This is a genomic window from Mycolicibacterium wolinskyi str. Jessa 2025 (assembly GCF_049241375.1).
Lineage (GTDB): Bacteria > Actinomycetota > Actinomycetes > Mycobacteriales > Mycobacteriaceae > Mycobacterium > Mycobacterium wolinskyi.
This window is the reverse complement of sequence record NZ_CP185960.1, coordinates 2,457,039-2,478,437: the sequence shown is the minus strand read 5'-3', so window position 1 is coordinate 2,478,437 and position 21,399 is coordinate 2,457,039. Positions and strand designations below refer to the sequence as shown.

Below are 21,399 nucleotides of genomic sequence, written 5' to 3'. Positions count from 1 at the left end.
TTCTATCGAGAACTCGCAGCTGCTTCACATTCGCGGAGAATCCTCGATGTCTCAGGCCTCCGGGCGCGGCACGGGAACGATGTTCACGTGCTTGCGGCCACGCTTGGAGCCGAACTCCACGGCGCCGGGGGCCAGGGCGAACAGGGTGTCGTCGCCGCCACGACCGACGTTGACGCCGGGGTGGAAATGGGTGCCGCGCTGGCGGACGAGGATCTCGCCTGCCTTGACGACCTGGCCGCCGAACCGCTTGACGCCGAGCCGCTGGGCGGCTGATTCGCGACCGTTGCGTGAGCTGGAAGCGCCCTTCTTGTGTGCCATGTCGAAACGCCTCCTATTACTTGATGCCCGTGACCTTGAGCACGGTCAGCTGCTGACGGTGCCCCTGGCGCTTGTGGTAACCGGTCTTGTTCTTGAACTTGTGGATGCGGATCTTGGGACCCTTGGTGTGCTCGAGCACCTCGCCGGTGACCGCGACCTTGGCCAGGTCGTCGGCCTTGCTGGTGACCTTCGCGCCGTCGACCACAAGAGCGACGGGCAGCGATACCGACGCGCCGGGCTCGGAGTCGAGCTTCTCAACCTTCACCACGTCGCCGACGGCAACCTTGTACTGCTTGCCGCCGGTCTTGACGATTGCGTATGTCGCCATCGTGTCCTCTGCTCTTGCTGCTCTGCGGGCGCGCGCTACCGGTCGGTGCGTGCGCGGGTCTTGGGTGGCGGGGTGCCCCGCCGTCGCCAGCCTGCAACCACAGGCACTGACGACAACTGGTCAAGGGTACGTGACCAGCGGGTAAAGGGTCAAACCGGCCCTAGTGCACGGCGCGCCGGGCACCGTACCACTGCTCGCCTGCGGGTTCACCGGCCAGATTCCAGCTCCACGACACTCGTGGGGTGATGCGCGTGTACCAGCCGGGCCCCATCATGCCGACGCGTTCGACGGGCGGTTGCGCGTCGCCGTAGACGCGGATTGCTCTGGCAATGAACGGGTCCATCGACACGAGATCGTCGACGACGAGCGAGACCTGGGTGCGGCCCTGAGCGATGTTGACGAGCTTGCGGGTCCGCAGCACGTCGGCACCTACGCCACCCACCCAGATGTCGGAACCGTCCACCTCGAAGGCGACCGGGACGACATCGGGCTGCCCGTCGGCGTTCACCGTCGCCAGCCGCGCCACCGGTTGTGACCTCAGGTACGCGAGCTCGTCGTCGGTGAACGCCACCGAGTCACCCCTCGTGTGCGGGCGGGCCGGCGGGGCGCGCGGCTGCCCGGCGGCGGACGCGGCCACGGGCCACCGCTACCGGCGGCTGGTAGACCGCGACACCCGGCTCGTCGTCCTCGTCCTCGTCGTCGGAGTCGTCGTCGTCCGAGTCCTCGTCCGAGTCGTCTTCGTCGTCGTCTGAATCCTCGTCCGAGTCATCGGTTTCATCGTCATCGGAGTCGTCGGAGTCGTCGGAGTCATCCGAGCCGTTGATCACCTCGATGTCCTCGTCGAGGTCGTCTTCGTCCTCGTCGTCATCGAGGTCGATCTCGTCCTCGGTGTCGTCGGACTCGTCGTCCTCGTCCTCGGTGTCCTCGAAGTCGTCATCGCCAAGTGCGCCGGCGGTCTCGGGCTCGGTGTGTTCGGCGGCGGTCTGCTCGTCGTCGCCTTCGGTCTCGAGAACCTCGCGGTCCTCGCCGGCCGTGTCTTCGTCGGAGTCCTCGTCGTGGCGACCGTTGGCGGCAGCCATCGCCTTGAACATCGGGTGTTCGCCGGCCGCGTGTGCCGGCACCTTGGCCACATGCACTTCTTCGGTGCGAGCCGCGCCCTTCTTGCCGCGCTTACCGCGACGCCCGCCGCCGCCCGAGGACTCGGCCTTGCGGCCGCCGTTGGTCGATGCGGAGTCGACGGGGTCGCCGTGCAACACGATCCCGCGGCCACCGCAGTGCGTGCACGCCGTCGAGAACGCCTCGATCAGCCCGGTGCCCAACCGCTTTCGGGTCAGCTGCACCAAGCCGAGCGACGTGACTTCGGACACCTGGTGGCGCGTGCGGTCACGGGCGAGCGCTTCGGTCAGCCGCCGCAGCACGAGGTCACGGTTGGACTCCAGCACCATGTCGATGAAGTCGATGACGACGATGCCGCCGATGTCGCGCAACCGGAGTTGCCGCACGATCTCCTCTGCGGCTTCCAGGTTGTTGCGCGTGACGGTCTGCTCCAGGTTGCCGCCCGAGCCGGTGAACTTGCCGGTGTTGACGTCGACGACGGTCATCGCCTCGGTGCGGTCGATGACGAGCGTGCCGCCCGACGGCAGCCAGACCTTGCGGTCCATCGCCTTGGCCAGCTGTTCGTCGATACGGTGCACGGCGAACACGTCTGGCGCGTCGGCCCCGGCGGGCTCGTATTTGGTGAGCCGGCCCATCAGGTCGGGCGCAACGGTGTTCACGTAGGAGTTGATGGTGTTCCAGGCGTCGTCACCGGAGACGATGAGCCCGGAGAAGTCTTCGTTGAACAGGTCGCGGATCACCTTGACCAGCACGTCGGGCTCTTCGTAGAGCGCGACGGCCGCACCGGCCTTCTTCTCGGTGATCTCGGCGGCCTTGGCCTCGATCTCCGTCCACCGCTTCTGCAGCCGCTCGACGTCGGAACGGATGTCCTCTTCTTTGACACCCTCCGAGGCGGTACGGATGATCACGCCCGCGTCGGACGGCACCACCTCACGCAGGATCTCCTTGAGCCGCTGCCGCTCGGTGTCGGGCAGCTTGCGGCTGATACCCGTCGAGGATGCCCCCGGCACATAGACCAGGTAGCGGCCGGCCAACGACACCTGCGTGGTGAGCCGGGCGCCTTTGTGCCCGACCGGGTCCTTGCTGACCTGCACGACGACGTAATCGCCTGGCTTGAGGGCCTGCTCGATCTTGCGGTTCTGCCCGCCGAGCCCGGCGGCTTCCCAGTTGACCTCGCCGGCGTAGAGCACACCGTTGCGGCCGCGGCCGATGTCGACGAAGGCGGCTTCCATCGAGGGCAGCACGTTCTGCACGATGCCGAGATAGATGTTGCCGACAAGGGACGCCGAGGCCGCCGAGGTGACGAAGTGTTCGACCACGACGCCGTCCTCGAGCACCGCGATCTGGGTGTAGCGGGCGCCTTCGTGCGGCGGCTCGGTGCGCACCTTGTCGCGCACGATCATCGTCCGCTCGACGGCTTCCCGGCGGGCCAGGAACTCGGCCTCGCTGAGGATCGGCGGACGGCGCCGGCCGGCGTCGCGGCCGTCGCGCCGCCGCTGCCGCTTGGCTTCGAGCCGGGTCGATCCGCTGATGCCCTGGATCTCGTCTTCTTTGTCCGACTTGTCCGCGCGCGGAGCACGCTCGTGCACGACGGTGTTGGGCGGATCGTCCGGAGACACCGCCGACCCGTCGTCATCGCCCGAGCCGGCCTTGCGCCTGCGCCGCCGCCGACGGCGGCGAGTGCTGCCGTCGGTGCCGGTGCTGTCCTCGTCGCCGCCCTCGTCGGATTCGTCGGACTCGTCGCCGGTGTCCTGATCGCCGGTGTCACCCTGCTCGTCGGCGTTGTCGTCGCCCTCGCCCGCGTCGCCGTCGCTCTGTTCGCCACGTCCGCGGCCACGGCCCCGACGGCCACGGCGGCGCCTGCGTGCGGCCGGCTTGTCGGTCTGTTCCTCGTCGGTGTCGGACTCCGAGTCATCCTCGTCGTCCTCGTCATCGTCGATGTCGACCGGTTCGAAGGACACGGGCTGCGGGGCGACGAAGAGCGGCAGGTAATCAGCCCGCTCGGTGTGGGCTTCGCGCGCCGGCGGGATGTTCGCGGTCTCGAGAATGAGCCGCGACTCCGGCTCATCACCCACAAGCGCGGTTGCCGCGGGCTCGTCGGCTTCCGCGGTTTCCGGCTGGGCCTCGACAGCCTCGGCCGGTGCTTCTTCGGCGGGTGCTTCTTCGGCCGACGACGGCTCCTCGGCCGGGGCCACCACTACCGACTCGGTCACCGCCACGGCGACCGACTCGACCTGCACCGGCTCGGCAGCCTCGACGGGTTGACCGGCCTGGGCGGGCTCGACGGCCAACGCCTCGCGCACGCGCTCGGCATCGACCTTGTCGATCGTGGAGTGGGCGCTGCGCTGCCGGCCGTCGAACTCGGCGAGTGCATCGAGCACCCGCCGGCTGGTGGTGCCCAGAACTCGCGCCAGCGAGTGGACTCTCAGCCGCTCTGGGAGTCCCTCCTGCTGCGGAGTCTGGGGTGATAGGTCTTCGGTATGGGCATCTTCGGCCACGAATTCTCCTCAAGCCCCCGGGCGCGTCGTGCGACGCGGCCACGCGAGGGCTTCCGCTATTGGCCCGGGATACGTTCCCCGGGCTTGTTGTGGTCTCGCTCCGAGCGGCTCGTCTACCGAACCCACCCGGTGCCTGGCTGAATGATGGCTGGACGGTCGGCGCCACACCGGATTGCGGTGGTCGCGCTCGTCGAAGTCTTCATTCGGGTGATCAGCCCCGGTTGAGGCCGATTACCCGGAACCAGTATCCCACATCACTGACGCGGTTCTGACCAGACGGCCAGAGAGACCGCGCGGCGGATCAGGAAGAAGTGGCTTCGCCTGGGAACCAGAGAGCAATCTCGCGGGCGGCCGATTCGAGCGAATCCGAGCCGTGCACGAGGTTGTCCTGGGTGACAAGTGCCAGGTCACCGCGGATCGTGCCGGGAACGGCCTTCTCCACGGGATCGGTGCCGCCGGCGATCTGACGGAACGCGGCCACGGCACGCGGGCCCTCGACGATGGCCGCGACAACCGGCCCGGAGGTGATGAATTCCAGCAGCGACCCGAAGAACGGCTTGTCTTCGTGCTCGGCATAGTGCTGCCGGGCCAGGTCATCGCTGACGTTCTTGAGTTCGAGGGCCGCAAGCGTCAAACCCTTGCGTTCGATCCGGCTGAGGATCTCCCCTACGAGTTGGCGCTTCACGCCGTCGGGCTTGATCAACACGAGGGTCCGCTCAGTCACGGCAGAAAGAGTACCGGTCGGTAGCCGGCGCCGCTCAGCAGGTCCCCCCGCTATTCCGGAGGTGGTTGCTGGCCCGGCAGCAGACCACGTTCCTGTCTGCGTTTGACCTCTGCGCGCAGGTACACGATCAATAGCCAGACGACGGCGAACACCACTCCGATGAAGCCGATGGCACCGTGGATCACCACCCCGGCGATCAGGACAACCTGGATGCCGAGGTTGGCCCAGATCGCCCACGGTCTGCCCTGCACGCCGCACATCAGGATCAGCACGACGGCCAACCCGATGAGGTAGCCGCCGGCGGTCCAGGTGAGACCGCTCTCGCCGACGGCGACGACCGGTAGCGCCAGGAGCACCACGATGGCTTCCAGGATCAGCGTCCCCGCCATCACTCCGCGGAAGCTCTTCCAGGGATCCGGCGGTGTCGGAGATGTGCTCATGCGGGATCCCGTCCGAACAGGGTCCGGGCCGCGCCCGCGGTCACCACCGAACCGGTGATCACGACGCCCGCCCCGGAGAACCCCTCGCCCTCCGCACCGGACTCCTCGACCAGGGCGGTGGCCGTTTCGATGGCATCGGGCAAGGTCGCCGCGGTGATCACACGGTCCTGGCCGAATCGTTCCTCTGCCCGCAGGGCCAGCGATTCGACGTCCAGAGCGCGCGGCGACCCGTTGTGCGTCACCACGATCTGGTCGAATGCCGGTTCCAGCGCAGTCAGAATGCCGTCGACGTCCTTGTCGGCCATGACCGACACGACGCCGACCAGAAGCCGGAAATCGAACTCCTGCTGCAGCGTCTGCGCCAACGCCGCCGCGCCTGCCGGATTGTGTGCGGCGTCGATGAAAACCGTTGGTGCGCTGCGCATCCGCTCCAGCCGGCCGGGGCTGCGCACCGCGGCGAACCCGGCCCGTACCGCCTCGACGTCCAATTGCCGGTCCGCGCCGGCTCCGAAGAACGCCTCCACCGCGGCCAGCGCCACCACGGCGTTGTGGGCCTGGTGCTCACCGTGTAGTGGCAGGAAGATGTCGGAGTACACCCCGCCGAGGCCCTGCAGTTCCAGTAGCTGACCGCCGATGGCCACCTGGCGTCCCAGAACCGCGAATTCGGAATCCTCCCTGGCGACCGCGGCGTCGGCGCGGACCGCCTCGGCGAGCAGCACCTCCATGGCCTCGGGGTCCTGTTTGGCGATCACCGCGACAGTGTCGGTCGGCACCAAATCCTCTTCCTGGCGGGTGATGATGCCGGCCTTCTCGCCCGCGATCGCGGCTATGGTGTCGCCCAGATAGTCGGTGTGGTCGATGCCGATCGGGGTGATCACCGCAACCGGTGCGTTGACGACGTTGGTGGCGTCCCAGCGCCCGCCCATGCCGACCTCCACCACGGCGACATCGATCGGCGCGTCGGCGAATGCCGAGAAAGCCATGGCCGTGAGCACCTCGAACTTGCTCATGGCCGGTCCGCCCGCCGCCTCCGACTGCTGGTCGAGCAGCTGCACGAAGGGCTCGATCTCGGTGTATGTCTGCACGTACTGAGCCGGTGAGATCGGTTTGCCGTCAATCGATATGCGCTCGACCGCTGACTGCAGGTGCGGGCTCGTGGTGCGCCCGGTGCGCCGGTGCAGTGCGGTCAGCAGCGCATCGATGATGCGGCACACGGACGTCTTGCCGTTGGTGCCCGCCACGTGGATCGACGGATAAGCCCGTTGCGGTGAGCCGAGGAGTTCGAGCAGTGCCGCGATGCGTGCGGTGCTCGGCTCCAGTTTGGTCTCCGGCCACCGCTGGTCGAGCAGATGCTCGACCTGCAGCAGCGCGGCGATTTCGTCCGGCGAAGGAACGGGGTCAGTCACCGGATTCCCTGCCCCTCGCGCGGGCGCTCATCGCAACCCGGCCAGGCGTGCGGTGATGCGTTCGACCTCTTCATTCGCCAATTGCTGGCGACCCCGGATCTTGTCGACGACCTCCACGGGTGCCTTCGCCAGGAATGCGTCGTTGCCGAGTTTGGCTGTCGTGGTTGCCAATTCCTTCTGCGCGGCGGCGAGGTCCTTTTCCAGCCTGCGCCGCTCGGCCTCGACGTCGACGGTGCCCGAGGTGTCGACCTCGACGACGACGGTGCCCTGCGACAACCGGACCTCGACCGCGGCCGACGGGGTGAACCTCTCCCCTGCTTCGGTGAGCCAGGCCAGCGAGCTGATCGCCGGAAGCTGTGCCTGCAGGCCCGCGGCCGCGATGTCGGACAACCGGGCCGGCACCTTCTGCCGGTCCGCCAGACCCTGGTCGCTGCGGAAGCGGCGCACCTCGGTGATCAGTTTCTGCATGTCGATGATGCGTTGTGTCGCAACCGAATCCAGGGCGAACCCGGAGGGCTCGGGCCACTGCGCGATCACCACCGACTCGCCATCGGTGAGCGTCTTCCACAACGTCTCGGTGACGAACGGCATGACCGGATGCAACAGCTTGAGAAGCGCATCGAGGACGAAGGCCAACACCGCGGTCGTGTGCGTGACGCCCTCGTTCAACTGCACCTTGGCCAGCTCCACGTACCAGTCACAGAACTCATCCCACGCGAAGTGGTAGAGCGACTCGCAGGCCCGGCTGAACTCGTAGCTGTCGAAGGCCGAATCGGCTTCTGCGCGAACCTCTTCCAACCGGCCGAGGATCCACCGGTCGGCATCGGTCAGCTCTGCCGCAGCAGGCAACGGCGCGGGAGCGGCCCCGTTCATGAGCGCGAAGCGGGTCGCGTTGAACAGCTTGGTGGCGAAGTTGCGCGACGCGCGGGCGTGGTCTTCGCCGATCGACAGGTCACCGCCGGGGCTGGCGCCGCGAGCCAGGGTGAAGCGCAACGCGTCGGCGCCGAACTTGTCGACCCAGTCCAGTGGGTCGATGCCGTTGCCGCGGGACTTGCTCATCTTGCGGCCGAACTCGTCGCGGATCAGGCCGTGCAGGAACACATTCTCGAACGGGACCTGCGGGCCACGTTTGCCTTCGAGGGTGATCGCCGGGTCGTCGCCGACGAAGGTGCCGAACATCATCATCCGGGCGACCCAGAAGAACAGGATGTCGTAGCCCGTCACCAGCACCGACGTCGGATAGAACTTGGCCAGTTCGGCGGTGTGGTCCGGCCAGCCCATGGTCGAGAACGGCCACAGCGCCGACGAGAACCAGGTGTCGAGGACGTCGGGGTCCTGCTCCCAGCCCTCGGGCGGGGTCTCGTCCGGGCCAACGCACACGGTCTCGCCGTTGGGTCCGTGCCAGATCGGGATCCGGTGGCCCCACCACAGCTGGCGTGAGATGCACCAGTCGTGCATGTTGTCCACCCAGGCGAACCACCGCGGCTCCAGGCTCGGCGGATGAATCACCGTGTCGCCGTTGCGCACCGCGTCACCGGCCGCCTTGGCGAGCCCTTCGACCTTGACCCACCACTGCAGGGACAGGCGCGGCTCGATGGGTTCACCGCTGCGCTCGGAATGTCCCACGCTGTGCAGGTACGGGCGCTTCTCCGCGACGACGCGGCCCTGCTCGGCCAGTGCCTCGCGCACCTTGACGCGCGCCTCGAAACGGTCCATCCCGTCGAATTGCGTTCCGGTGTCTGCGATCCGGCCCTTGGCATCCATGATGGTGGGCATCGGGAGTTGATGCCGCAGCCCGATCTCGAAGTCGTTCGGATCGTGCGCCGGGGTGACTTTGACTGCGCCGGTACCGAATTCGGGGTCGACGTGCGTGTCGGCGACGACGATCATCTCGCGGTCGACGAACGGATGGGGAAGCGTCTTGCCGACGAGGTGGCGATAGCGTTCGTCGTCGGGGTGCACCGCGATCGCGGTGTCGCCGAGCATCGTCTCGACGCGGGTGGTCGCGACGATGATGTGCGGTTCGTCGTCGTTCATCGAGCCGTACCGGAACGAAACCAGCTCGCCCTCGACGTCTTCGTACTTGACCTCGAGGTCGCTGATCGCCGTCTCCAGCACCGGCGACCAGTTGACCAGCCGCTCGGCCTGGTAGATCAGGCCTGCGTCGAACAGCCGCTTGAAGATCGTGCGGACCGCGCGGGACAGACCGTCGTCCATGGTGAAGCGGTCGCGGCTCCAGTCGACGCCGTCGCCGAGGCGGCGCATCTGGCCACCGATCGTGCCACCGGACTCGCGCTTCCAGTCCCACACCTTGTCGATGAACAGCTCGCGGCCGAAGTCTTCCTTCGTCTTGCCGTCGACTGCGAGCTGCTTTTCCACGACGGTCTGGGTCGCGATGCCGGCGTGGTCCATGCCGGGAAGCCACAGCACCTCGAAGCCCTGCATCCGCTTACGCCGCGTGAGCACGTCCATCAACGTGTGGTCGAGCGCGTGGCCCATGTGCAGGCTGCCGGTGACGTTCGGCGGCGGCAGCACAATGGAGTACGCAGGCTTGTCGCTCGTCGGGTCGGCCGTGAAGTAACCCGCGTTCACCCAGCCCTGATACAGGTCAGCCTCTACCGAACCCGGATCCCAGGACTTGGGGAGGGCATCGGCGCGGTTATCAGGACTGGGAGTCACCGCGCCATTCTAAGAAGACCGGCCCCGGATAAGCGAAAGCCCCCGACGCCCGGTGCGTTCGCTGGGCGTCGAGGGCTCTGGCGATGTGGCGCGGTTGGCTACTTCTTGCCACCCAGCAGGCCGCCGAGGATCTCGCCGATCGCGTTGTTCTGGCCGCCACCACCACCGAGCACGCTGCCGAGGATGCTGCCCAGCGGATTGTTACCGCCGCCCGAGCCACCCGCGGCTCCACCCAGGATGCTGCCGAGGATGTCACCGAGGCCGCCGCCGGAAGCCTGCGGCTGCGGCGCGGACTGCGCGGGTGCGTTCTGCTGTGAGAACTGCTTGCCGATGTAGGCGAGCACGATCGGGGCCAGGATCGGCAGCAGCTTCTTGATGAGATCGCCGCCGCCCGCGCCCGTCCCCGCCAACGCCGACGCGACCTGGTTGCTGTCGTTGCCGCCGAAGATCTTGGCGACGATCTGATCGCCTTCTTTCGCGTCGACCTGGTCGACGCTCACACCGCCGTCGAGCAGACCGCTGGCGCCCTTTGCGGTGACGGTCGACTCGAGATCGCTTGAGTCGATGTTGTCCGCCTTGACGTTCTCCGCCACGCCGCCGACCAACGCGGGCACCAGAGTCTTGATCGCGGCGTTCACCTCGCCTTCATCTGCGCCGAGCTTGTTGGCAATATCCGCCACTGGGATCTGCGCGAAGAGTTCGTCGAGACCGGCCATTTCTTAACCCACCTTCGTTGCTGGCGTACTTGAAGTCCTCGCCGTCGACCCTAGTCCAAACTGATCTTGTCCTCAGGTGTTCTGTGCGGCGAGATCGATACCGCGTCAGCCGAGCGCGGTGGTTTCCAGCGTCACGTCCGCTGCCGGAAGCCGCGTCAGCAGTGCGTCACCCATCGCAGCGGCCGGCGTCAGCACGCCACGCAGATCCGAGAGTTTGTCGCGGTCGAGCGCCAGCGCCAGGCCGCACTCCCCCAGCAACACCGCCGTGGCCTTGTAACCGGGGTCGCCACGCTGGGCCATCGTCGCGACATAACGCGCACCCGACGTGGTCGTCGTGTACGTCTCGACCCGATAGTGGCCGTTCTCGCGGGTCTTCTCGCTTGGTCCGGTTCCCGGCTTGGGCAGCACGCGTTCGATGAGGCCGGCGGGCAATCGGTTGAAATACCGGCCACCCAAGCCCAGGGTGGCGGCGTTGGAACCGGTCACCACTGCCGCGGCGATCGGCGCGACGACCGACCGGCCAACGCTCATCTGCTCGCCGTACTCGAACTTCCGCCCGTATGCATAGTCCAGTAAAGCGTTGCTGCGCCGAACAATTCGGGTGTTCGGCGCGGCCATCGCGAACGCCCCCGTCCAGTAGCCGGCCAGCTCAGGTGCGATCTCGGCGCCGCGGCGCCACCGCACGTCGGGCTGCGCGCCGAGCTGCGGCTCGGCGCCGCGATCGGGGCTCAAAGTGTAGGGATCGTTCATCAGCTCGCGGGCCTCGGGATCGCTCGACGCGGTGCGCAGCACCTCAAGCATCGAGGCGGCCGTGCCACCCGAGACCCCGCCGGCGAACGACCGCACCACCAGGTTGGTGTCGCATAGTTGCCCGGCCTTGTCGGCAGCGGCGCGGCGGTACAGCGCATACACCGTCAAATCCGATGGGACGGAATCGAATCCGCACGAGTGCACGATCCGCGCGCCGGTGTCCACGGCCTGCTTGTGGTGCAGATCGATGCTGTTGCGGATGAACATCGTCTCGCCGGTGAGATCGGCATAGTCCGTACCGGCCGCCGCGCACGCCGCGACGAGCGGCATCCCGTAACGGGTGTAGGGCCCGACGGTCGTGACCACGACCTGCGTGCGCGCGGCCATGGCGTCCAGCGTCGCGGGATCGTTGGCGTCGGCGATCACCAACGGCCAGGACTGCGCGGCGTCGCCGAGGGTCGCGCGCACCGCCTCGAGCTTGCGCTCCGAGCGTCCGGCCAGCGCGATCCGTGCGGCACCGCCCGCTCTGGCCAGATACTCGGCCGTCAGCTTGCCGGCGAAACCCGTCGCCCCGTACAGAACCAGGTCGAACTCACGCTGCGTCACATTCCCGACGCTACCCGAGCAGTTCGGGTAGCTGAACCGGTTCGCCGCGCAGATGCTCGCCGAGGAACGCGAGCACCACCTGGTACCAGATCTTGGCGTGCTGCGGAGCCAGCACCCAATGGTTCTCGGTCGGGTAATAGAGGAAACGGTGCGGGCTCTCACCGTTCTGGTCGGCGGGCAACGCAGAATCCGTCAGCAGCTCGTACCAGAGCCGCAACGCCTCGCCGATCGGCACCCGATAATCCTTGTCGCCATGGATCACGAGCATCGGGGTCCGGATCTGGCCGACCGACAGATGGGGTGAATTGCGCTGCGCCATCTCGGCCGTCATCTCGCGGGCCCACCAGTAGGCGCCGTCGGTGGTCGGGCCGAACTGATCGAGCGCCCACAGGCTGGCGTGCGTGACGATCGCGTCGAACCGGTCGGTGTGACCGGCGATCCAGTTGGCCATGTAGCCGCCGAATGAGCCGCCCATCGCCGCCGTCCGCGAAGCGTCGATCCGCGGGTGTGCGCAGGCCGCATCCGTCGCCGCCATGAGATCGGTGTACGGTTCGGCACCCCATGCGCCCCACCCGCGGGCGATGAAATCCTGCCCGTAGCCGGTGGACAACCCGGGATCGGGCATGAGCACGCCGTAGCCCTGTGCGGTGAGCAACCACGGATTCCACCGCCAGTGCCAGCTGTTCCAGCTGCCCAACGGGCCGCCGTGCACCCAGAGCACCAGTGGCACATTCTCTTCCCCGGTCGGCAGCGTCAGCCAGGACCGGACCTGTGCGCCGTCGGCCGCTGTCGCCGTCACCTCGGTCAGCGTGCCGGGCAACTGCGGGGCGTCGACGCACGGCAGCTCGGTCACGGTGCCGTCGGGGTCGATTCGCACCGGGTGTGGCGGCGCGGCATACGAACTGCGCAACGCGTAGATCACGCCGCCAGGCGCGCTGCGCACGTCGGTGTAGGTGTAGTCGTCGTCGGTGCGCCGACTCACGGCACCGGTGACCGGATCGACCGCGAAGACGGGTCCGCGGCCACCGTCGTCGGCGGTCACGATGAGCGTCGACGAGTCCGCCGACCACGTAACCGAGCTGGGCCACCGGTCCCAATCGGCGGTCAGTTCCACCGGCTCGGCACCGAAGCGCAGGCAGCACAACGTGATTCGCGGCGGAGTCGTCGGGGTGGAATGCGTCTCCCTGGTGAACGCGACAGCGCTACCGTCCGGCGCGAGCACCGGATGGTCCAGGTCGGCACCGGGCTCGTCGGCGATCGTGGTCCGGGCCCCGGTGGCACGGTCGATGCGAACGAGGGTCGAGCGGATCGCCGCGCCCGGCGCGGGTTCGTGCCACGAACTCACCACGAACGAGCCGTCGGCGCTGACGTCGAATGTCGTCTCCTGCAGGGCCGCACGCGGTCCGGGAGTCAGATTGCGCCGCCCGTCGGCATCGAGAAGGTGCGGCTGCTCGGGGCCGAGATCATGGTCCCAATGCCGGACCGGGTAGCCGGTGTGCAGGATCGCCGACACCTTGTTGTCCCTGCGCTGTTCGCGCAGGTTCTTGTCGTCGTCGACGGTGTCGGCCAACAGCGGTGCACTGACGACGGTCACGTCGGCCGCGCGAGCGCTGACGGCTCCGGCGACACCGCCGGGCAGCGCGAGCATTTCGTATGCCTCGCCACCGGCCGCGGGCAGTCGCCACAGGGCGGCGGGCGGCCTGTTGGCGGCTCGCTTGGAGTCCGGTGTCGGACGCACCGCGAGGAACAGCAGGTCACCGTCCGCAGCGAACACCGGCGACGATTCGCCCTTGACGCCACGGGTCAACCGTCGAGCCGGCTGCTGACCGGCCGGGTCCAACTCCCATATCGCGGTGACGAATTCGGTTCGCTTGTCGTTCAGTGTGCTGACCGTCGTGACCACCCGCGAGCCGTCGGGCGATACCGCCAGGCCGGATACCCGTGGCAGCGCGAGGTACTCGTCGAGATCGTGAAACGGGGTCATGTCGTCCCACCGTAGTGGCGCGGCCCGCACCGGATCCGGTGCGGGCCGCTGATGTCGACGGTTCAGACCACGTCGGTGATCTGTCCGGCGCTGTCCGCCCGGACCTGCTTGCTGCTGCGCTCGCCCTCGACGTTGATGAACATGAGCACGTTCGCGTCGAAGGGAATGTTGCGTTTGATGCTCAGGGTCTGCACCTTGCCGTCCGCGATCTGGCTCGCCGCCACTGCCCCGTTGATCGCATTGGCGATCGCCGTGGTCGGCACGTCGGTGATGGCGAACAGGTTCTGCTGCAACGCTTCGGTGTCGTCGTCGTAGTCGATGGGACGTGACGGGCCGACCGCACCGGAGGTGTAGCTCCACTGATTGAGCTCGGTCGGCGCGTTCGGGTCGATGGCCTCGACCGTCAACACACCGGGCGCGATGTTGATCTCGACCACCTGCATGGGATTGGCGCCCACCTTCTCCGAGATCGCGGCGTAGGCCGCGTCGATGCCTTCGGCCGTGAACAAGTTGCCCGAGACGGCCTCGGTGATCTTCTCGGTACCCGACGCGACAACTTGTTCGGCCGCGTTGGAGGCGGCATCCCTGATCTCGGTGACCTTCGAGCAGCCGCTCAGGGTCGCCGCCGTGATGACTGCAGCGGCGATGACGACGCCGAAACGGGTGGGGTTCATCTGATCCTCTCTGGGTTTCGTCCCGACCGGGTCCGGTGTGGACGCAAGCCGAGCGTGCCGCTGCGGGCCCGCTACCGATCACAACTTCAGCAGCGAACTTCGTCGGCGGGCGCGCGCGCTCACTCGGGGCACATATTGGTAGCACAGCGAGTTCGCAGCGAATGCATGCGCAGGGAACGGGTCACCGCGGGTGCGCTGCGCTGGTTCGCGGGAACGCCCTGACCCGACACCTCGCCTCGATCGCAGCGCGCGCGGCCTTCAAGCCGGCGCGGTGAGACTCAGCGGCCGAACGCCCCGAGAGGATTGAGCAGCGTCGCGCAGAGCCGGCGCAGGTCGAGGATGCCGAGAACCGCACCCGGCCGGACGGCCTGGCACCCGGAACCGGCGGCCGGTGCGCCCCACACCGCCGGTGCGCCGCCCGCCGCACCGCACCTCGGCCAGGCGCCGAGCCCTTGCGTGCGCAGAACGTTCTCGGCCACCCGGATCTGCTCTTCGCGCGGCGCGGTCGAAGGTGAACCGATGCCGCCGTGCGCGGCCCAGGTGGATTGTTTGAACTGGAGCCCGCCGTAGTGGCCGTTACCCGTGTTCGTGGACCAGTTGCCGCCGGACTCACACGCGGCGATCGCGTCCCAGTTCACGGAGTCGGCGCCTGCGGTCGCCGTCGACAGGGCCATCGGCCCCATCGCGAGCGCCCCCGACAGCGCTGTGATCCACACACTCCTCGTCATCGCTCTACGGATGTTCTTCATCGCGGCCCTTCCCCGACCTTCGACACCAGGACCGCGGAACAAACGTCGGTCACAAACCTGCAACCGTGCGGTCACTAATGAGTTCGTGTGACCAACCTCACGCGTTACACAGGAGGCTGAAGTTCTTCCGGAGACTGGAGTAACCCGAGAGTTTCATGAGGAAACAGAAGCGGTGCCGGGCAATGCCCGGCACCGCTTCTGAACAGTGCTGTTGTGGTGCTCTAGCCGCGCTGCCCGCACACCGGCCAAGCGCCGATGCCCTGGGTGTTCAGCACCTTCTCGGCCACGCGGATCTGCTCGGCACGCGAAGCCTGATGCGGCATGCCCGAGCCACCGTGCGAACGCCAGGTGCCGAGATTGAACTGCAGGCCGCCGTAATAGCCGTTACCAGTATTGATGGACCAGTTGCCGCCCGACTCGCACGCCGCGACCGCATCCCAGTTAACGCTGTCCGCATTGGCGGTGCCGGCACCCAGCGCCACCGGAGCCACAGCGAGCGCCCCGGCGATGATGCCAAGCCCAAACGTCTTGCGGATGTTCTTCACTTCGTTCCTTTCGCCAAGCGCGCGCCATCGACACCCGCTCACGCGGGCGTGGCTACCTGAAGCAGGCAGGAGGGGTTGGTCCGTGCCGTCTCGGTCAGGCACGGAAGGGGGAGCAAGAAACGCCCAGCCGGGTGTCGATCCCGGCGCCGCGCAGCGCATTCGCCGCCGCGGCCCACTCACACGCAGGTTCTTGGGTTTGAAATTGTTTTGCTCCGTTCGGAGTCGTTAGGGACCGTACAAAGGTCTCGAACAGAAGTCATATCGATGTAGAAGCGATCGCGGAAATGTCACGGTCAGATAACGAGACGATGAGAGAAACGTTTATGCAGGTCAACTCGCGAATTCGGCCCGATCGCTCCTTAAACCCCTCGGCGCCGAAAAGTGAGGCAGCTCACGCGATTTTTGTGACCCCGGTTACTTGAATTGGGCCAGTCAATGGGCCATCACCGGCCCGCATAGACCAAACACGCAGGTAGATGCCATCGGCGGGTGTCACGATGCCCCGAAATCGTTCGCTATGCGACCACTCAGCTCGACCAAGCGGTCGGTCCACCAAAGGCGTTGCCGCAGAAAACATTTCGAATTTCGTCAGGAATATGCCAACCGGCACCGCGAGAGCGACCCCTCCGTCGCGACCACCCGCTACGCACCGAAATCCACTGCACTGCAGCGCCATTAAGCACACTCATATCAGGGCCAGACCCGCCCCCGACGGGTCACCAAGGCCTCCGGCAGGGCGTCACGACAGCCAAAGCTACAGGTCAGAACTGTTTTGACGAACTAACGAAAAGTGTTTCAGCCAACCGCGCCAACTGTTTCGACATTGTGCCCAACGTTGTCACGCGCCAATCCTCAACGTACTCAACAGGTCTCGCCAATTCGGGCCGTCATGAGACGCCGCCCATTACGCACGGCCGGTCAAACTCCGCTCACCTATTGATGACGAAAAAATGGACAAACAATCTCGAAACGATAAATACAGCAGATTCAGGGGTCGAATTCGAAATTTGCTGGCGTCACTCGCACCGAATTGCGGTGACTCAGGGAAGGTCGGCTTCGCTATTGACGTTGGTCAGCGCGCGCTGTGGCGCCATGACGATCCGCTGGGTGTCCACGGACTCGGCGAGCGCGCGCATGCTGCGCTGCCCAGCATCCACGAGGGCCGAGATCCGGTCGGTCAGGCGCGTGCGGTAGATCCCCGCGAGATAGTGGTCGCGGCCGTCCCAGGGCAGCACGATATCGGCAGGCAGCCGCATCGCAGGCCCGACAAGCTCGTCGATCAGATCGGCGGATAGAAACGGCATGTCGACCGCGCACACGAAAGCCATGTCGCGCCCCGCCTCGGCGGCAGCGCGCAGGCCACGGCCGGTCGCCACCAGCGGACCGACGCCACGGACCTCGTCGCGCAACACCTGCGCGGTCAGTTGTGGAAGCGGCTGGCCGGGTGCGGCGATCACGAACACCGGCGAACATCGGACGCTGACCGCGGCGACGACGCGCTCGACCAGCGTCGAGCCGTCGAACGGCAATGTCGCCTTGTCGCGCCCCATCCGGCGCGAGGCCCCGCCCGCCAGCACGACGCCGGCAAGCGGGATGGAAGTCAGGTCAGCGCGATCAGTCGACAGTCCAGGTGTCTTTGCCACGCAGCAAGGATTGCAGAGCGGCGGTGTCATGGGGCTTCGATTCGATGGCCGTGTTGACCTGCTCGCGCGCGGCATCGTCGTACGTCGGCCGATTCACCTGGCGGAAGATGCCCATGACCATGTGGTCGAGGTTCTGCTCGCTCAGGCGCGACAGCGCGAATGCGTACGCCGGATCGTCGACCTCGGCGTTGTGCACGACGATCTCGCTCGCCGCGACGTCAGCGGTCTTGGCGACCTCCAGGCCGTACCCGGACTTGACGACGCAGTACTCGCCGTCGGCACCGAAGGTGATCGGCTCCCCGTGCGTGACGTTGATCAGCCGCTCCTCGGCGCCTTCCTTACGCAGGGCGTCGAAGGATCCGTCGTTGAAGATCGGGCAGTCCTGCATGATCTCGACCAGCGCCGCGCCGCGATGGGCCGCGGCACCGCGCAGCACCTCGGACAGGCCCTTGCGATCGGAATCCAGCGCCCGGCCGACGAAGGTGGCTTCGGCACCCAGCGCCAACGACACCGGGTTGAACGGGTAGTCCAGCGAGCCCATCGGCGTGGACTTCGTGATCTTGCCGACCTCCGAGGTCGGCGAGTACTGGCCCTTGGTCAAACCGTAGATCCGGTTGTTGAACAGCAGGATCGTGATGTTGATGTTGCGGCGGAGCGCGTGGATCAAGTGGTTACCACCGATCGACAACGCGTCACCGTCACCGGTCACCACCCACACCGACAGGTCCGGCCGGGCCAGCGCCAGGCCGGTGGCGATCGTCGGGGCACGCCCGTGGATCGAGTGGAAACCGTAGGTCTCCAGGTAGTACGGGAAGCGGCTCGAGCAGCCGATGCCACTGATGAACGCGATGTTCTCGCGCCGCAACCCGAGCTCGGGCAGGAAGTTGCGGATGGTGTTGAGGATGACGTAGTCACCGCAACCGGGGCACCAGCGGACCTCCTGGTCGCTGGTGAAGTCCTTGCCCTTCTGCGGCTGGTCGGTCTTGGGCACCAGGCTGGTCTTGTTCAGGCCCGACTCCGTGAGTCCCAGGTCCGCCCCAATAAGGTCAGTCATGCGTTCGCTCCCACAGTCTCGGTCTCGATGGTGGCGGCGGCCAACCGCGCGAACTTCGCCTTGTCGCTTTCCTTCTCGGCCAGCGTCCCATCGATCGCGGCATCGATGATGCCCTCGACCTCGTCGGCCAGGAAGGCCATGCCCTCGACCTTGGTCACTGACTGGACGTCGACCAGGTACTTGCCGCGCAACAGCAGCGCGAGTTGTCCCAAGTTCATCTCCGGCACCACGACGTTCGGGTAGCGACGCAGAACCTCATCCAGGTTGGCCGGGAACGGGTTCAGGTACCGCAGGTGAGCTTGTGCCACCTTGATGCCCTTGCGCCGGGCGCGCCGGCAGGCCTCACCGATCGGGCCGTAACTACTGCCCCAGCCGAGCATGAGCAATTCGGCGTCGCCGCTCGGATCGTCGACCTCGAGATCGGGCACGGAGATTCCGGCGACCTTCTCCTGGCGCAGCCGCACCATCAGGTCGTGGTTCTTTGGCTCGTAGGAGATGTTGCCCGAACCGTTGGCCGCCTCGAGACCGCCGATGCGGTGTTCGAGGCCGGGCGTCCCCGGGACGGCGAACTGCCGCGCCAGCGTCTCGGGGTCACGCGCATACGGCTGGAACGGCTCGCCTTCCTTGGCGAACGTGTGCTCGATAGGCGGATAGCTGCTCACGTCGGGGATGCGCCACGGCTCCGAGCCGTTGGCGACCGCACCGTCGGACAAGATGATGACCGGGGTGTGGTAGTTCACCGCGATACGCGAGGCCTCCACGGCGATGTCGAAGCAATCCGACGGGGACCGCGGCGCGAGCACCGCGACGGGCGACTCGCCGTTGCGCCCGAACAGCGCCTGCAGCAGGTCGGCCTGCTCGGTCTTCGTGGGCAGGCCCGTGGACGGGCCACCGCGCTGCACGTCGATGACGATCAGCGGAAGCTCGGTCATCACGGCGAGACCGATGGCCTCCGACTTGAGCGAGACACCGGGGCCCGAGGTGCTCGTGACACCCAGCGCACCGCCGTACGACGCGCCGATGGCGGCGCCGATTCCGGCGATCTCGTCCTCGGCCTGGAACGTGAGGACGTTGAAGTTCTTGTGCTTGGACAGCTCGTGCAGGATGTCGCTGGCCGGCGTGATCGGGTAAGTGCCCAGCACCACCTGGATATTCGCGAGATGGCCGGCGGTCACGATGCCGTAGGCGAGCGCCGTGTTGCCGGAGATCTGCCGGTACTCGCCCGACTTCAGCTTGGCCGGCGACACCTCGTAGGTGGTCGCGAACGCCTCGGTGGTCTCGCCGTAGTTCCATCCCGCGCGCAATGCCAGCACGTTGGCCTCGGCGACATCGGGCTTGCGGGAGAACTTCTCGCGGATGAAGGTCTCGCTGTGCTCGAGCTCGCGTCCGTACATCCAGGACAGCAGGCCGAGCGCGAACATGTTCTTGGCGCGCTGGCCGTCCTTCTTGGTGGCGCCGATCGCCTCGACCGCGCCGAGAGTCAGCGTGGTCATCGCGACCGACTGCACTACATAGTCGGACAACTCGTCGGTCTCCAGCGGGTTGGCGTCGTAGCCGACCTTGGCGAGGTTGCGCTTGGTGAACTCGTCGGAGTTGGCGATGATCAGCCCGCCACGCGGCAGGTCCGACACGTTGGCTTTCAGCGCGGCCGGGTTCATCGCGACCAGGACGTCGGGCCGGTCGCCCGCGGTCAGGATGTCGTAGTCGGCGATCTGGATCTGGAACGACGAGACGCCCGGGAGCGTGCCCTGTGGGGCGCGGATCTCGGCCGGGTAGTTCGGTTGCGTGGCAAGGTCATTGCCGAACAGCGCGGCCTCTGACGTGAACCGGTCGCCGGTCAGCTGCATACCGTCGCCGGAGTCGCCGGCGAAGCGGATGACAACCTTTTCAAGTTTCTGCCGCGGCGCGGCGCCAGTGCCGTTGCCGTTCTCACCCACGGCTCCCGCCTTTCACGCGTTCTTCGGCCACGTTTCACCGCTCTGTACAACGGCGCTTCCATACGATGCGCCGCCGGCTCAACGTCCACCAAATTTTGATGTCACTACCAGTACCGATTATTGCACTGTTCTTAGGCTCCACTTCACCGCGGTGGGGCTTGACACGCGGGCGAGTCGTCACCGAAGGCGCTGTTCACTGACGTGAAGGCGGCCGGTTTGAGACACAAGTGTGGTTTTCGTCACGTTTAGGAGAATGTCATTCTCTAAGGAAAAGGCTACCCGCCAGTAGCCCGCGGCTAGCACCGTCGGATCAAACTTGACACCTGTCGAGTTTGACCGTGCCACCTGCGATTACACGCGATCGGCCGAGCCGACGTGTACGCGCTTGTCCAACTCGTGGGCTACCAGTGCGCTGGCCGATTCCGCGGCGCGGCGCGGATCGGCCCCGGCGGCCCGGTGCGCGACGTAGCAAGCGGTGAACATGTCGCCCGCGCCCGTCGTCTGCACGCCGAGCACCCGCCAGGCGGCCGGGACCCGCAGTACCGTGCCGTCCACGTAGATGTCGCAGCCCTCGGATCCGTAGGTCACCAGGATCTCGGGCACGCCGAGGCGCTGCGCGGTCGATGCGTCGAAGGGGCCGTCGGCGACGATGACGGCCTCGTCCTCGGCGAGCTTGAGGATGTCCAGATGGGCGAGGAGTTCGGCGGGAAAATGCCGGTCTTCGACGAGCGGCCCAAGCCGGTCGGCCCGCACCAGGCCCTGCCCGTCGTATGCGACGCGGTGCCCGCGGGCGGCCAGCGCCGCGAGGGTGTCGGCCGGAAAATCCGTTCGCAGCAACGGAGCGAGGTGCACCCACGTCGTGACGGGATCGGCGGCGTCGATGTCGTCGGGGGTCCACACCGGACCGATCGCCTCGACCCCCATATGGCGATGGTCGGTGTCGTCGTAATCGAGGCTGAACGAACTCGTCACGCCGGACGGCAGGATCTGGACCAGCGACCCGAACCGCTCAAGCAGCGGATCGAACAGCGCATGGTCGTCCTCGGCACCCATCGCCACGATCCGCCCCGCGCCACCGGCGGCTTGCAGCGCGACACCCGCAAACGATGCGCAACCACCGGGGCTCGGCTCGGCCCCGTTGATGATGTCGATCGCCAGGTTGCCGAGCACGGTCACGCCCGGGACTAGCTCTCGCGGCATGAATGAGTCCCCCGGTCGTATTCGGTCACAGT

General features: G+C 66.9%; 18 protein-coding genes. All 18 read right to left on the bottom strand.

The window, feature by feature from the left end; all coding sequences use genetic code 11:
- Positions 1-51: 51 nt before the first annotated feature.
- A complete protein-coding gene (gene rpmA / locus ACOI2T_RS12290; protein WP_067847176.1) occupies positions 52-318 on the bottom strand; it encodes a 50S ribosomal protein L27 in 267 nt (88 codons plus the stop codon).
- A gap of 16 nt (positions 319-334) precedes the next feature.
- Entirely contained in the window at positions 335-646 is a 312-nt protein-coding gene (gene rplU, locus ACOI2T_RS12285; RefSeq protein WP_067847179.1) for a 50S ribosomal protein L21, read from the bottom strand.
- Between the two features lie 160 nt (positions 647-806).
- Positions 807-1,217, bottom strand: a complete 411-nt coding sequence (locus tag ACOI2T_RS12280; protein ID WP_409501417.1) for a PPOX class F420-dependent oxidoreductase — start codon at positions 1,215-1,217, stop codon at positions 807-809.
- Between the two features lie 4 nt (positions 1,218-1,221).
- The gene (rne, locus tag ACOI2T_RS12275) at positions 1,222-4,260 is read right to left on the bottom strand and encodes a ribonuclease E (RefSeq protein WP_409501416.1); all 3,039 of its coding nucleotides are present in this window, start codon (positions 4,258-4,260) and stop codon (positions 1,222-1,224) included.
- Positions 4,261-4,561: 301 nt separating this feature from the next.
- Positions 4,562-4,984 (bottom strand): nucleoside-diphosphate kinase, encoded by a 423-nt coding sequence (gene ndk / locus ACOI2T_RS12270; protein WP_085148584.1) that lies wholly within the window; start codon positions 4,982-4,984, stop codon positions 4,562-4,564.
- A 50-nt stretch (positions 4,985-5,034) separates the two neighbouring features.
- A complete protein-coding gene (locus tag ACOI2T_RS12265) occupies positions 5,035-5,424 on the bottom strand; it encodes a DUF4233 domain-containing protein (protein ID WP_067847185.1) in 390 nt (129 codons plus the stop codon).
- Positions 5,421-6,830: a bifunctional tetrahydrofolate synthase/dihydrofolate synthase gene (gene folC / locus ACOI2T_RS12260; protein WP_409501415.1), complete on the bottom strand. Its 1,410-nt coding sequence runs from the start codon at positions 6,828-6,830 to the stop codon at positions 5,421-5,423. Before folC ends, ACOI2T_RS12265 begins: the two co-directional genes overlap by 4 nt.
- Before the next feature lie 27 nt (positions 6,831-6,857).
- Positions 6,858-9,509 (bottom strand): valine--tRNA ligase, encoded by a 2,652-nt coding sequence (locus ACOI2T_RS12255; RefSeq protein ID WP_409501414.1) that lies wholly within the window; start codon positions 9,507-9,509, stop codon positions 6,858-6,860.
- A 98-nt stretch (positions 9,510-9,607) separates the two neighbouring features.
- Positions 9,608-10,225: a DUF937 domain-containing protein gene (locus tag ACOI2T_RS12250; protein ID WP_067847198.1), complete on the bottom strand. Its 618-nt coding sequence runs from the start codon at positions 10,223-10,225 to the stop codon at positions 9,608-9,610.
- Between the two features lie 105 nt (positions 10,226-10,330).
- The gene (locus tag ACOI2T_RS12245; RefSeq protein WP_409501413.1) at positions 10,331-11,581 is read right to left on the bottom strand and encodes a saccharopine dehydrogenase family protein; all 1,251 of its coding nucleotides are present in this window, start codon (positions 11,579-11,581) and stop codon (positions 10,331-10,333) included.
- Positions 11,582-11,591: 10 nt separating this feature from the next.
- On the bottom strand, positions 11,592-13,565 hold the full coding sequence (locus ACOI2T_RS12240) for a S9 family peptidase (RefSeq protein ID WP_409501412.1): 1,974 nt from the start codon (positions 13,563-13,565) through the stop codon (positions 11,592-11,594).
- 62 nt (positions 13,566-13,627) lie between these two features.
- Complete coding sequence (locus ACOI2T_RS12235) at positions 13,628-14,239, bottom strand: hypothetical protein (RefSeq protein WP_409501411.1); 612 nt, start codon at positions 14,237-14,239, stop codon at positions 13,628-13,630.
- A gap of 278 nt (positions 14,240-14,517) precedes the next feature.
- Positions 14,518-14,967, bottom strand: a complete 450-nt coding sequence (locus ACOI2T_RS12230) for a transglycosylase family protein (protein WP_409501410.1) — start codon at positions 14,965-14,967, stop codon at positions 14,518-14,520.
- Between the two features lie 242 nt (positions 14,968-15,209).
- Complete coding sequence (locus ACOI2T_RS12225) at positions 15,210-15,533, bottom strand: transglycosylase family protein (RefSeq protein WP_067847219.1); 324 nt, start codon at positions 15,531-15,533, stop codon at positions 15,210-15,212.
- 1,040 nt (positions 15,534-16,573) lie between these two features.
- Positions 16,574-17,083, bottom strand: a complete 510-nt coding sequence (mobA, locus tag ACOI2T_RS12220; RefSeq protein ID WP_421877273.1) for a molybdenum cofactor guanylyltransferase — start codon at positions 17,081-17,083, stop codon at positions 16,574-16,576.
- A 64-nt stretch (positions 17,084-17,147) separates the two neighbouring features.
- Entirely contained in the window at positions 17,148-18,230 is a 1,083-nt protein-coding gene (locus ACOI2T_RS12215) for a 2-oxoacid:ferredoxin oxidoreductase subunit beta (RefSeq protein WP_067847224.1), read from the bottom strand.
- Positions 18,227-20,167, bottom strand: coding sequence for a 2-oxoacid:acceptor oxidoreductase subunit alpha (locus tag ACOI2T_RS12210; RefSeq protein ID WP_409501408.1), 1,941 nt, complete (start codon positions 20,165-20,167; stop codon positions 18,227-18,229). Before ACOI2T_RS12210 ends, ACOI2T_RS12215 begins: the two co-directional genes overlap by 4 nt.
- 351 nt (positions 20,168-20,518) lie before the next feature.
- Positions 20,519-21,343: a PfkB family carbohydrate kinase gene (locus ACOI2T_RS12205; RefSeq protein WP_409501888.1), complete on the bottom strand. Its 825-nt coding sequence runs from the start codon at positions 21,341-21,343 to the stop codon at positions 20,519-20,521.
- Positions 21,344-21,399: the final 56 nt, after the last annotated feature.

What these genes read in the sequence shown, in the direction of transcription:
- ACOI2T_RS12250 (WP_067847198.1), bottom strand. Translation starts at nt 10,225, where the DNA reads ATGGCCGGTCTCGACGAACTCTTCGCGCAGATCCCAGTGGCGGATATT.
- ACOI2T_RS12240 (WP_409501412.1), bottom strand. Translation starts at nt 13,565, where the DNA reads ATGACCCCGTTTCACGATCTCGACGAGTACCTCGCGCTGCCACGGGTA.
- ACOI2T_RS12215 (WP_067847224.1), bottom strand. Translation starts at nt 18,230, where the DNA reads ATGACTGACCTTATTGGGGCGGACCTGGGACTCACGGAGTCGGGCCTG.
- rplU (WP_067847179.1), bottom strand. Translation starts at nt 646, where the DNA reads ATGGCGACATACGCAATCGTCAAGACCGGCGGCAAGCAGTACAAGGTT.
- ACOI2T_RS12265 (WP_067847185.1), bottom strand. Translation starts at nt 5,424, where the DNA reads ATGAGCACATCTCCGACACCGCCGGATCCCTGGAAGAGCTTCCGCGGA.
- mobA (WP_421877273.1), bottom strand. Translation starts at nt 17,083, where the DNA reads ATGGGGCGCGACAAGGCGACATTGCCGTTCGACGGCTCGACGCTGGTC.
- ACOI2T_RS12235 (WP_409501411.1), bottom strand. Translation starts at nt 14,239, where the DNA reads ATGAACCCCACCCGTTTCGGCGTCGTCATCGCCGCTGCAGTCATCACG.
- ACOI2T_RS12230 (WP_409501410.1), bottom strand. Translation starts at nt 14,967, where the DNA reads ATGACGAGGAGTGTGTGGATCACAGCGCTGTCGGGGGCGCTCGCGATG.
- rpmA (WP_067847176.1), bottom strand. Translation starts at nt 318, where the DNA reads ATGGCACACAAGAAGGGCGCTTCCAGCTCACGCAACGGTCGCGAATCA.